Origin of the sequence: Stenotrophomonas sp. HITSZ_GD (assembly GCF_029543105.1) — a bacterium.
Taxonomy (GTDB): Bacteria; Pseudomonadota; Gammaproteobacteria; order Xanthomonadales; family Xanthomonadaceae; genus Stenotrophomonas_A.
This window is the reverse complement of the sequence record NZ_JARQXB010000011.1, coordinates 59,158-71,586: the sequence shown is the minus strand read 5'-3', so window position 1 is coordinate 71,586 and position 12,429 is coordinate 59,158. Positions and strand designations below refer to the sequence as shown.

At 72.0% G+C, this 12,429-nt stretch carries 7 protein-coding genes; all 7 read left to right on the top strand.

All coding sequences use genetic code 11. The features are described 5' to 3' along the window. The first annotated feature begins 17 nt into the window (after positions 1–17). From glgA to glgX, 7 genes are read left to right on the top strand one after another with little or no spacing between them, the layout of a single operon-like run. Entirely contained in the window at positions 18–1,529 is a 1,512-nt protein-coding gene (glgA, locus tag P6166_RS12040) for a glycogen synthase GlgA (RefSeq protein ID WP_277764782.1), read from the top strand. Then, on the top strand, positions 1,526–3,766 hold the full coding sequence (locus P6166_RS12035; RefSeq protein ID WP_277764700.1) for a 1,4-alpha-glucan branching enzyme: 2,241 nt from the start codon (positions 1,526–1,528) through the stop codon (positions 3,764–3,766). Before glgA ends, P6166_RS12035 begins: the two co-directional genes overlap by 4 nt. Beyond that, a complete protein-coding gene (gene treZ / locus P6166_RS12030) occupies positions 3,763–5,523 on the top strand; it encodes a malto-oligosyltrehalose trehalohydrolase (RefSeq protein WP_345781874.1) in 1,761 nt (586 codons plus the stop codon). The genes P6166_RS12035 and treZ overlap by 4 nt, the downstream gene beginning before the upstream one ends. Next, positions 5,520–7,460, top strand: coding sequence for a 4-alpha-glucanotransferase (locus P6166_RS12025; protein ID WP_277764699.1), 1,941 nt, complete (start codon positions 5,520–5,522; stop codon positions 7,458–7,460). The genes treZ and P6166_RS12025 overlap by 4 nt, the downstream gene beginning before the upstream one ends. Further along, complete coding sequence (treY, locus tag P6166_RS12020; protein WP_277764698.1) at positions 7,457–10,048, top strand: malto-oligosyltrehalose synthase; 2,592 nt, start codon at positions 7,457–7,459, stop codon at positions 10,046–10,048. The genes P6166_RS12025 and treY overlap by 4 nt, the downstream gene beginning before the upstream one ends. A 4-nt stretch (positions 10,049–10,052) precedes the next feature. Further along, the gene (locus P6166_RS12015) at positions 10,053–10,226 is read left to right on the top strand and encodes a DUF2934 domain-containing protein (protein ID WP_277764697.1); all 174 of its coding nucleotides are present in this window, start codon (positions 10,053–10,055) and stop codon (positions 10,224–10,226) included. Positions 10,227–10,245: 19 nt separating this feature from the next. Next, positions 10,246–12,420, top strand: coding sequence for a glycogen debranching protein GlgX (glgX, locus tag P6166_RS12010; protein WP_277764696.1), 2,175 nt, complete (start codon positions 10,246–10,248; stop codon positions 12,418–12,420). Positions 12,421–12,429 lie beyond the last annotated feature (9 nt).

The window sequence follows — 12,429 nt, the reverse complement described above, 5'->3', positions numbered from 1 at the left end:
CGCCGTCGCCCGGGCAGATGCCGCTGGTGCGCACGCGCGCACCGCGCTACCGCGATGCGCGCGGCCGCTTCACCCGCCACCACGAATGGCAGCACGACATCGCGCCGGTGCGCGACAGCGCGCTGTTCGTGGTGCCGGAGATGGCCGACTTCGTGAAGGCCGGCGGCCTGGGCGACGTGGCGGCCGCGCTGCCGCGCGCGCTGCGGCGCCGCTACGACGTGCGCGTGCTCATCCCGGGCTATCGCGACGTGCTGGACCGCGCCGGGGCGATCGAGGTGGTCGGGCGGATTCCCTCCCACGCCAGCCTGCCGGCCTGCGACATCGGCCGCATCGAACAGGCCGATGGCCTGCCGGTGTACGTGCTGCTGTGCCCGGCGCTGTTCGAACGCGACGGCACGCCCTACGTGGACGCCGACGGCCACGAGTGGCCGGACAACGCGCTGCGCTTCGCCACCCTGTCCTCGGCCGCGGCGGAAATCGCCGCCGGCCGCGCCGGCCTGGACTGGCGCCCGCAGTTGCTGCACCTCAACGACTGGCCCTGCGCGCTGGCGGCCGCCTACGTGCGCTGGCGCGGCGGCAAGACGCCGTGCCTGCTGACCATCCACAACCTGGCCTACCAGGGCGTGTTCCCCGAAGCGCTGGCGCCCTCGCTCGGCGTGCCCGCCGCGCATACCGGCGAGCTGGCGTTCCACGGGCAGCTCTCGTTCCTGCGTGCCGGCATCGTCAACGCGCGCCAGGTGAACACGGTCAGCCATAGCTACGCCAACCAGATCGTCGCGCCGGACGATGGCTGCGGCCTAGACGAACTGCTGGCCGAGCGCGCCTCGCTCGGCGCGCTCAGCGGCATCGTCAACGGCATCGACGCCAGCTGGGATCCGCGTACCGACGCCCACCTGCCGGCGCGCTTCAGCGTCACCCAGTGGCAGGGCCGCGAGGAGAACGCCGCGCACGTGCGCCGCGCCTTCGGGCTGCCGCCGAGCCGTGGCCCGCTGTTCGCGGTGGTCTCGCGCCTGGTGCACCAGAAGGGCCTGGACCTGACCTGCGAGGTGGCGCCGCAGATCGTCGCCGCCGGTGGGCAGATCGTGGTGATCGGCGGTGGCGAGCCGCAGATCGAGCAGCAGGTGGCCGAGCTGGCGCGGCGCTATCCCGGCCATGTCGGCGCCTACATCGGCTTCGACGAGGCGCTGGCACGGGCGATGTTCGCCGGCGCCGACTTCCTGCTCATGCCCTCGCGCTTCGAGCCGTGCGGCCTGAGCCAGATGTACGCCCAGCGCTTCGGTTGCCTGCCGGTCGCGCATGCCACCGGCGGGCTGATCGACACGGTGGATGACGGCGTCACCGGCTTCCTGTTCCAGGGCGCCAGTGCCGATGCGCTGCGCCGCTGCCTGCAGCGCGTGTTCCGCACCTTCCGCCTGCCGGGGCTGCTGGCGGCGATGCGCCGCGCGGCGATGCTGCGGCCGAGCGGCTGGGACGTGGCCGGCAACGAATACCTCGCGCTCTACCAGCGCACCGCGCTGGAGTTGCCATGAACGAACGCGCTGGGGAGCGTAGCGAGGCCGCCGCGGCCGACACCTCTGAATACCACGCAGCCGAAACCCCGGAGGCCTGCGCCGCGCTGATGTCGCTGGCGCGCGGCGAGCCGGGCGACGCGTTCGCGTGGCTGGGGCCGCATCGGCTGCCCGACGGGCGCCAGCGCGTGCGCGCGCTGCTGCCCGGCGCGCGCGCAGTCACCCTGATCGACCTGCAAGGCAAGCCGCTGGCCTCGATGCGTCCGGTGGGCGAGGGCGTGTTCGAAGGCGACCTGCCGTCGAACACGGGCTACCAGCTGCGCGTCGATTGGCCGTTGGGCCAGGAAGAGATCGGCGACGCCTATGCCTTTGGCCCCCAGTTGGACGAAGACGTGCTGCATCGCCTGCATGAAGGCGACGGCGAGGCCGCGCGCGGCGCCTTGGGCGCGCACCACGTGCGCTGCGGCGACGTACCGGGCGTGCGTTTCGCGGTGTGGGCGCCCAACGCGACGCGCGTAGCCGTGGTGGGCGACTTCAACGGCTGGGACGGCCGCCGCCATCCGATGCGCCTGCGCCATACCGCGGGTGTGTGGGAGATCTTCATCCCCCGCCTGCAGGCCGGGGAGCGCTACAAGTACGAGATCACCGCGGCCGACGGCACGCGCCTGCCGCACAAGGCCGATCCGCTCGCCCGCTGGGCCGAGCTGCCGCCGGCCACCGCCTCGCGCGTGCCGCCGGCGGCGGCGTTCGCCTGGCAAGACCAGGACTGGATGCAGCGGCGGGGCGTGGCGACCGCGCCGGCGCCGCTGTCCATCTACGAGCTGCATGCCGCATCGTGGCGTCGCGACGAACACGGCGAATTGCTGGACTGGGATGCGCTCGCCGCCGAGCTGATTCCCTATGTGCGCGGCCTCGGTTTCACCCATATCGAACTGCTTCCGGTCACCGAGTATCCGTTCGGCGGCTCGTGGGGCTACCAGCCGCTGGGCATGTACGCACCCACCGCACGGCACGGCGACCCGCACGCTTTCGCGCGCTTCGTGGACAGCTGCCATCGTGCCGGGATCGGCGTGATCCTCGACTGGGTCAGCGCGCATTTCCCCGGCGACGAGCACGGCCTGCAGCGCTTCGATGGCACCGCGCTGTACGAGCATGCCGACCCGCGCGAAGGCTTCCATCGCGACTGGAACACGCTCATCTACAACTATGGCCGGCGCGAAGTGGCCGGCTACCTGATCGGCAGCGCACTGGAGTGGATCGAGCGCTTCCACATCGACGGCCTGCGCGTGGACGCGGTCGCCTCGATGCTCTACCGCGATTACAGCCGCCAGGCCGGCGAGTGGATTCCCAACGCCCATGGCGGCCGCGAGAACCTGGAGGCCATCGCCTTCCTGCGCCGGCTCAATGCCGAAGTGGATGCACGCTTCCCGGACGTGCTGATGATCGCCGAGGAATCCACCGCGTGGCCGGGCGTCACCGCGCCGGTGGCGCATGGCGGGCTCGGTTTCACCCACAAGTGGAACATGGGCTGGATGCACGACACGCTGGAGTACCTCAAACGCGACCCGATCCATCGCGCGCACCACCATGGCCAGATGACCTTCGGCCTGGTCTACGCGTTCTCCGAGCGCTTCGTGCTGCCGCTTTCGCATGACGAGGTCGTACACGGCAAGGGCTCGCTGCTGGCGCGCATGCCGGGCGACGACTGGCAGCGCCGCGCGAACCTGCGGGCCTATTTCGCCTTCATGTGGGCCCACCCGGGCGCGAAGCTGCTCTTCATGGGCGGCGAATTCGGCCAGCCGGGCGAATGGGATCACGACAGCGCGCTGGACTGGGCGCGTGCGCGCACACCCGAACATGCCGGGCTGGCCCATCTGCTCGGCGACCTCAACGCGCAGCTGCGCGCGCAGCCGGCGCTGTGGCGGGGCGACCATGGCCCGGAAGGCTTCGACTGGAGCGTGGGCGACGATGTGCAGAACAGCGTGTTCGCCTTCGTCCGCCACGACCCGCAAGGTGCCCCGCCGATCCTGGCGGTGAGCAACTTCACGCCGGTCGTGCGCCATGGCTACCGGGTGGGCGTGCCGCGCGCCGGGTTGTGGCGCGAGGTGCTCAACACCGACAGCCGCCACTACGGCGGCGGCGACATCGGCAATGCCGGCGGCTTGCTGGCCAGCGCCGAGCCCATGCACGGGCACGCGCAATCGCTCTGCCTGACCCTGCCGCCGCTGGCCACGCTGTACCTGCAGGCCGCGTCATGAGCGCGCCGCCCGCGCCGGTCCCGCCGCCCGGTCCGCTAGGCGCCTGGGCCACGCGGGCAGGTCACACCGGTTTCCGGCTGTGGGCGCCGCACGCGCGGGACGTGGCGCTGGTGTTGGAGGGCGTGGACGTGACGATGCACGCCGAGGCCGGCGGCAGCTTCTTCGTCGAACTGGCGGTGGCCGAAGGAACGCGCTATCGCTTCCGCGTCGACGACGGCGAGCCGGTGCCCGATCCCGCCTCGCGCTGGCAGCCCGACGGCGTGCATGGCCCCAGCGCCGTGCTGTTCGCCGATTACGACTGGCAACACCCCGCGTGGATGGGCAGGCCGTGGCCCGAGGCGGTGCTGTACGAAGTGCACGTGGGTGCGTGCGGCGGCTACGCCGGCGTGCAGGCGCAGTTGCCCGCGCTGGCGGCGATGGGCATCACCGCGCTGGAGCTCATGCCCGTGGCGCAGTTCGCCGGCACGCGCAACTGGGGCTACGACGGCGTGCTGCCGTATGCGCCCGCCGCCGCCTACGGCGAACCGCGCGCGCTCAAGGCGCTGGTGGATGCCGCGCACGCGCAGGGCCTGATGGTGCTGCTGGACGTGGTGTACAACCACTTCGGGCCGGACGGCAATTACCTGCATGCCTATGCGCCGGGCTTCTTCCGCGAGGACGCGCCCACCCCCTGGGGGGCGGCCATCGACTTCCGCCAGCCCGCCGTGCAGCGCTACTTTATCGACAACGCGCTGATGTGGCTGCGCGAATACCGCTTCGACGGGCTGCGCCTGGACGCGGTGCACGCCATCGTGCCCACCGAGTTCCTCGACCAGCTGCGCGACGCCATCGCCGATGCGCTGCCGGCCGGGCGGCACGTCCACCTGGTGCTGGAAAACGAGCGCAACCAGGCCTCGCTGCTTGCGCGCGGCTACACCGCGCAGTGGAACGACGACTTCCACAACGCGCTGCACGTGCTGCTCACCGGCGAAACCGAAGGGTATTACGGTGCCTTCGCCGACGACCCGCTCGCCCACCTGGCGCGCGTGCTGGGCGAAGGCTTTGCCTTCCAGGGCGAGGCCACCGCGGCCGGCCACGCGCGTGGCGAACCGTCCGGCACATTGTCGCCGGACCACTTCGTGGTGTTCGCCCAGAACCACGACCAGATCGGCAACCGCGCCATGGGCGAGCGACTGAGTACGCTGTTGCCGGCGCCGCGGCTGCGGGCCGCGCTGGCACTCACCGCGTTGACGCCGATGATTCCGCTGTTCTTCATGGGCGAGCCTTGGGGCGCCCGCCAACCCTTCCTGTTCTTCACCGATTTCGCGCCTCCCCTGGACGAGGCGGTGCGCGAGGGCCGGCGCCGCGAGTTCGCGCACTTCGCCGCGTTCGCCGACGCGCAGGCACGCGCGCGCATTCCCGATCCCAACGCCGCCAGCACGTTCACCGCCTCGCAGGCCCCCATCGAGGAGGCCGCCCACGGGGAGGGCGCGCGGTGGACCGGGTGGTTCACGCAATTGATGGCCCTGCGGCGCCGCTGGCTGGTGCCGGGCCTGCAGCAGGCGCGCGCGCTGCCGGTTCGCCGGCTGGGGCCGGGCGCGCTCGCCGCCGGCTGGCAGTTGCCCCACGGCCAGTGGCACGTGGCCTTCAACTTCGGCCCGGCCGCGGTGCCGATGCCGGCCGGCGCGCAGTGCCTGTTGCTGGCCGAGCACGTGGATACCGGGCGGCCGATGTTGCCGGTCGACAGCTTCATCGCCTGGCGCGAGGCGTTGGCATGAGTACCTCGCCGCTGCATGCACTGGCCGACGCCTGCGGCCTGTTGGTGGATTGGGTGGACGTGGCCGGGCAGCCGCGCGTGGTCGAGCCCGATACCTTGCGCGCGCTGTTGGCCGGCCTGGGCCTGCGCGCCGATGACGAGCGCCAGTGCCGCGACAGCCTGCGCGCGCTCGCCGCACAGCCGGCGCATGCGCCGCTGCGCACGGCGCGCATCGGCGAATGGCTCGTGCTGCCCGCCGCGCCCGGCACCGCCTGCGAGTGGCAGGACGAGGACGGCCGGCGGCTGGCCGCGCGCGTCGATGCGGACACGCGCGTGCAGGCGCCGGCCGAGCCGGGCTACTGGCAGTTGTCGTGGGGCGGCGACCGGCTCGCCGTCGCGGTCGCGCCGCAGCGTTGCTGGAGCGTGGCCGATGCCTGCCGCACCTCCGACCCGCACGCCTGGGGCCTGGCGCTGCAGGTGTACTCGGCGGGCAGCGAGGACGACGCCGGCATCGGCGACGCCGCCGGCGCCTCGGAGTGGCTGCGCCTGGTGGCCCACGCCGGTGCCGACGCACTGGCGCTCAGCCCGCTGCATGCGCCGCGCGCGCGCCATGGCGGTGTGTACAGCCCGTATTCGCCGAGCGACCGGCGGTTCCTCGATCCGCTGCAAGCCGCGCCGACCCATGTACTGGGGCCCGGCGCCAGCGCCGCGTTGATGGCCCTGCCATCGCTGCGTGAGCGCTTCGCGCAGCTGCAGGCGCAGCCGTTGATCGATTGGAACGCCAGCGGCGCGGCCAAGTGGCAGTGGCTGCGCACGTTGCACGACCGTTTCGATGGCACGGACGATGGCTTGCACGCCGATTTCCTGCGCTTCCGCGAGGAGGGCGGCACCGCGTTGGCCGACTACGCGCGCTTCGCTGCGCGCGACCATGGCGACGACGATCCCGGCCTGCACCTGTTCGCGCAGTGGCTGGCGCAGCGCAGCTGGTCGGGCCTGCAGCGCGAAGCGCGTGAGCGCGGCATGGGCATCGGCCTGATCGCCGACCTCGCCGTCGGGTTCGACCCCGCCGGCGCGGAGGCCGTCGCGTGGCCGCAGGCCGCGCTGCACGGGCTGGTGCTCGGCGCGCCGCCGGACGCGTTCAATCCCGACGGGCAGGTCTGGGGCATCGCGAGCTATTCGCCGCGCGGCCTGCGCGAGACGGGCTATGCGCCGTTCGTGCAGTTGCTGCGCGCGGTACTGCGCGACCGCGGCGGCCTGCGCATCGACCACATCCTGGGCCTGTTGCGCCTGTGGCTGGTGCCGGCAGGTGCCGCGCCCGGCGAAGGCGGCTACCTGCGCTATCCGCTGCACGACCTGCTCAACCTGCTGGCGCTGGAATCGTGGCGGCACCGCGCCATCGTCATCGGCGAAGATCTGGGCGTGGTACCGCCCGGCCTGCGCGAGGATCTTGCTTCGCGCGGCGTACTCGGCACCGACGTGCTGCTGTTCTCCCGCGACGAGGACGGCCGCTTCCTGCCGCCGGGCCGCTGGCGCCGGGACGCCGTGGCGACTTCCAGCACGCACGACCTGCCGACGCTGTGCGGCTGGCGCGCCGCGCGCGACCTGGATTGGCGCGAACGCCTGGGCCTGGGCACGCCGGCGCAGCTGCGCCAGGAGCGCACGGCGCGCCGGGCGGCGGTGGTGCAGCTGCGTGCGGCCTGTGGCAGCGAAGGCGTGGCCGAAGGCGATCCCTGGCTGGATGCCCTGCGTTACACCGCCCGCGCGCCCGGCGCACTCGCGCTGCTGCCGGCCGAGGATGCCCTCGCGCTGGGCGAGCAACCGAACCTGCCCGGCACCGTCGCCACGCATCCGAACTGGCGCCGGCGCCTGCCGCAGCCGTTGCCGGTGGAGCCGTTGCAGCAGTCGCTGCTGGCCTTTGCCGATGCGCGCCACGGCGCCCGCACGGAGCCGCTGGCATGATCGCGCCACGCGCCACGGTGCGCCTGCAGCTGCATGCGGGCTTCGACCTGCACGCCGCCACCGCGCAGCTGCCGTACTTCGCCGCGCTCGGCGTGAGCCACCTGTACCTGTCGCCGATCGCCACCGCCGTGCCCGGCTCCCCCCATGGCTACGACGGCATCGACCCGACCCGCATCAATCCCGAGCTCGGCGGCGAGGACGCATTCCTCGCGCTCTCGCATCGCGCCCGCGCGCTGGGCATCGGCCTGATCCTGGATCTGGTGCCCAACCACCTCGCCACCCATCCCGGCAACGCCTGGTGGTGGGACGTGCTGCGCCACGGCCGGCGCAGTCGCCACGCCGGCTGGTTCGATATCGACTGGCGCGCGCCCGGACATGACGGCCAGCTGTGGTTGCCGGTGCTCGACCGGCCATGCGCGCAGGCCGTGGCCGAGGGATTGCTGCAGCTGGAGTTCGACCCGGAAGGGCAGGTGCAGCTGCGCCATCACGACCAGCCTTATCCGCTGCGCCCGCAGACCTTGCCATCGCTCTCGCCGGCGGCGCTGCGCGCCTGGGTGGCCGAACTCAATGCGCAGGCGCGCGAAGGCGATCCGCGCCTGCAGCGGCTGATCGATCGCCAGCCTTATCGACTCGCGTGGTGGCGCGTGGGCAACGACATGATCAATTACCGCCGCTTCTTCGACATCACCTCGCTGGCGGGGTTGCGGGTGGAACTGCCGGCGGTGTTCGACGCCGTGCATGCGTTGCCGCTGCGGCTGGTGGCCGAAGGGCATGTGGATGGCGTGCGGATCGACCACATCGACGGCCTGGCCGATCCGGCCGGCTACCTGCGCAAGCTGCGCGCGCGGCTGGACCAGGCCGGGCGCCGCCGTGGCCTGGCTCCGGGCGCGCTGGCCTTGTACGTGGAGAAGATCCTGGCGCCGGGCGAGACCCTGCCGCCGGATTGGGCCTGCGACGGCACCACCGGCTACGACTTCATGGACCAGGTGAGCGGCGTGCTGCACGCGCGCGGCGGGCGCACACCGCTGCGCCAGCTGTGGCGTGCCGAGAGCGGGCGCAGTGGCGATTTTGGCCAGGAACAGCGGCAGGCACGCGAGGAGATCCTGCGCGGGCCGCTGCAGGCGGAGTTCATCCGCACGGTGCGCGCGCAGATGGCCTTGGCACGGCTGGACCCGGCCACGCGCGAGTTCAGCCCGCAGATGCTGGCGCGCGCGCTGGCCTGCCTGTTGCGCGAGTACCCAGTGTACCGCAGCTACGCCGGCGCCGACGGGCTGGATGCGGCCGGCCGGGCCCACCTCGCCGGCGCGTTGGCGCGTGCGCGGGTAGGCCAGCCGCAGGCCAGCGTGGCGGCGCTGGAAGCGCTGGCGCGCTGGCTGGGCGAAGACCGCGATGCCGGCCGCAGCCAGGTGGCCTTGCGCCGCATCCTGCGCCGCCGCTTCGAGCAACTCTCCGCGCCGCTCAACGCCAAGGCGGTGGAAGACACCGCCTTCTACCGCCACGGCGTGCTGCTCTCGCGCAACGAGGTGGGCAGCGAGCCGGATCATTTCGCGCTGACCACCGCGCAGTTCCACGAGACCTGCCGCCAGCGTGCGCGCAGCTATCCGCGCGCGCTGCTCGCCACCGCCACCCACGACCACAAGCGCGGCGAGGACGTGCGCGCGCGGCTGGCGGTGCTGTCCGAATGGCCGACATGGTGGCGCGAGCAGGTGCGCGGCTTCGACGCGATCGCCGGCGACCTGCCGGCCGCGATGCCCGACCCGGGCGACGCGGCGATGCTGTGGCAGATGATCGTCGGCGCGTGGCCGCTGGCACTGGGCGTGGACGATCACGATGGCCTGCGCGATTACGCCACGCGCCTGTGGCAGTGGCAGTGCAAGGCGTTGCGCGAGGCCAAGCTGCGTAGCAGCTGGCTCGATCCGCAGGCCGATTACGAGGACCGCGTGCAGGCCTTCATCGACGCCACGCTGTGCTCGCGCGCCGGCCTGCCGCTGCGCCGCGCGCTGTGCCGCGCGGCACGCCGCATCGCCGTGCCCGGCGCACGCAACGGCCTGGCCCAGGCCTGCCTGCGCCTGACCGTGCCCGGCGTGCCCGATCTCTACCAGGGCACCGAGGGCTGGGATCTTTCGCTGGTGGACCCGGACAACCGGCGCCCGGTGGACTACCCGCAGCGCCAGCGCTGGCTCGACGATCCGCGCGACTGGCCGACGTTGCTGCACGACTGGGCCGATGGAGCGGTGAAAGCGCAGCTGATCGCACGGCTGCTGCGCGTGCGCGCCGAATATCCCGACCTGTTCGCCCGCGGCCGCTACCAGCCGCTGTCCGGCGCGGGCGAACGCGTCCTGGCGTTCCTGCGCGACGACGGCGAGCGCCAGTTGCTGGTGGCCGTCGCGCGCCTGGGTGCGGATGAGGCCGCGCACGGGCTGGCACTGCCGCCGCGCACCTGGGGGCAGGCGGCATTGCCGTGCGCGCCGGGGCGTTATCGCGACGTGCTGGAACAGCGCGATGTCGTGCAGCGCGGCCGCCGCGTCGCGCTCTCGACGCTGCTTGCACGTAGCCCGGTGGCAGTGTGGTTGTCCGCCACGGATTGACCGCATGAACCCGACAGAGCGCGAAACGCGTATCCGCGAGCTGGCCCGCGAGATTTGGGAGGCTGAAGGCCGCCCGGACGGCCAGCAGGAACGGCACTGGGGCATGGCCGAACGGCTGGTGGATGCGGAAATCCGCGCCGCCGCCGAGGACGCGCCATCCCACGGTGCCACGCCATGACCCTTGCCACGGAGCGTGCATGCCCCCCCGCAAACTGACCCAGCGCTCGCGCATCCGCGAGGGCCGTCCCTTTCCACTCGGCGCCACCTGGGATGGACTGGGCGTCAACTTCTCGCTGTATTCGGCCAACGCCACCAAGGTCGAGCTGTGCCTGTTCGACGAACGCAACCGCGAGACCGAACGCATCGAGCTGCCCGAATACACCGACGAGGTGTGGCACGGCTACCTGCCTGATGCCCGCCCCGGGCAGCGCTACGGCTACCGCGTCCACGGCCCCTACGCGCCGGACGCCGGGCACCGCTTCAACCCGAACAAGCTGTTGCTGGACCCGTATGCCAAGCAGATCGTCGGCCAGTTGAAGTGGGCGCCGCAGCTGTTCGGCTACACGATCGGCCACAAGGACAAGGACCTCAGCTTCGACCGCCGCGACAGTGCCGCCTTCATGCCGCGTTGCGCGGTGGTGGACCCGGCGTTCACCTGGGGCGAGGACCGCCGCCCGCAGGTGCCCTGGCAGCACACCGTCATCTACGAAGCGCACGTGCGCGGCCTGAGCATGCGCCACCCCGAGGTGCCGGAAGAGGAGCGCGGCACGTTCTCCGCGCTGCGCAACGATGCGCTGGTGGAGCACATCAAGGGGCTGGGCGTGACCTCGGTGGAACTGCTGCCGGTGCACGCGTATGTCGATGATTCGCAACTGCTGGACCGCGGCCTGCGCAACTACTGGGGCTACAACACCATCGGCTTCTTCGCGCCGCAGCCGCGCTACATGGCCACGCGCACGGTGGCCGAGTTCAAGCAGATGGTGGCGCGCCTGCACAGCGCCGGGCTGGAAGTGATCCTGGACGTGGTCTACAACCACACCGCCGAAGGCAACGAGCTGGGGCCGACGCTCTCGTTCAAGGGCATCGACAACGCCAGCTACTACCGCCTGGCCGACGACCGCCGCTACTACATCAACGACACCGGCACCGGAAACACCTTCGACCTGACCAACGCCGGCGCGCTGCGCATGGTGCTCGATTCGCTGCGCTACTGGGTGCTGGAGATGCATGTCGACGGCTTCCGCTTCGACCTGGCCACCATCCTCGGCCGCGAGCGCTACGGCTTCGACCCGAGCGGCAGCTTCCTGGACGCCGTGCGCCAGGACCCGGTGCTCAGCCAGACCAAGCTGATCGCCGAGCCGTGGGACGTGGGCCCGGGCGGCTACCAGGTGGGTGGCTTCCCGCCTGGCTGGGCGGAGTGGAACGACCACTTCCGCGACAACGTGCGCGCGTTCTGGCGAGGCGACGCCGGCCAGCTGGCCGAGCTGGCCACGCGTCTGACCGGCTCGGCCGACCTGTTCCGGCACAAGGGCCGCCGCCCGCATGCCTCGGTGAACTTCATCACCGCGCACGACGGTTTCACCCTCAACGACCTGGTCACCTACGACAACAAGCACAACGAGGCCAACGGCGAGGACAACCGCGACGGCAGCGACAACAACATCTCGGCCAACTATGGTGCCGAGGGCCCGACCGACGACGTGGGCATCATCGGCACGCGCCGCCAGCAGATGCGCAACCTGCTGGCCACGCTGCTGCTGTCGCAGGGCACGCCGATGCTGTTGGCGGGCGACGAGTTCGGCCATAGCCAGGGCGGCAACAACAATGCCTACTGCCAGGACAACGAGACCACCTGGATCGACTGGGAAGCCGCCGCGCTGGCGCCGGCCGCCGACCAGGCGCGCTTCGTGCGCCGCCTGCTGTCGCTGCGCCGTCGCTACCCGCTGCTGCACCGCAGCCGCTTCTTCGATGGTGAGTACGACGAGGCGCTGGGCTTCCGCGATGTGACCTGGCTGGCGCCCCATGGCGAGGAAATGACGCCGGAGCAATGGCAGGACCCCAACGCCCACGCGCTGATGATGCGCCTGGACGGGCGCGCCCCGGCCAGTGGCCTGCGCCAGGTGGCGGCCAACGTCACCTTGCTGATGCTGCTCAATGCCGATCCGGTGAATACGGTCGAATTCCATCTGCCGCCGATGCACGACGAGCACTGGCGGGTGCTGATCGACACCGCGCGCCATGGCGGGCGCGCCGTGCCGGGCGGCACCCCGTGGACGGCGCCCCCGCGTTCGCTGGCGTTGCTGGCGGTGGAGCGCGACCGGCTTGCCGGCGGTGCGAAGGCGGGCCCGGAAGGCGGGATGCAGCCGCAGTAGGCGGCCCGC

Coding starts and splice junctions, on each gene's coding strand:
- treZ (WP_345781874.1), top strand. CDS start 3,763: ATGAGCGCGCCGCCCGCGCCGGTCCCGCCGCCCGGTCCGCTAGGCGCC.
- P6166_RS12025 (WP_277764699.1), top strand. CDS start 5,520: ATGAGTACCTCGCCGCTGCATGCACTGGCCGACGCCTGCGGCCTGTTG.
- P6166_RS12035 (WP_277764700.1), top strand. CDS start 1,526: ATGAACGAACGCGCTGGGGAGCGTAGCGAGGCCGCCGCGGCCGACACC.
- glgA (WP_277764782.1), top strand. CDS start 18: ATGCCGCTGGTGCGCACGCGCGCACCGCGCTACCGCGATGCGCGCGGC.
- treY (WP_277764698.1), top strand. CDS start 7,457: ATGATCGCGCCACGCGCCACGGTGCGCCTGCAGCTGCATGCGGGCTTC.
- P6166_RS12015 (WP_277764697.1), top strand. CDS start 10,053: ATGAACCCGACAGAGCGCGAAACGCGTATCCGCGAGCTGGCCCGCGAG.
- glgX (WP_277764696.1), top strand. CDS start 10,246: ATGCCCCCCCGCAAACTGACCCAGCGCTCGCGCATCCGCGAGGGCCGT.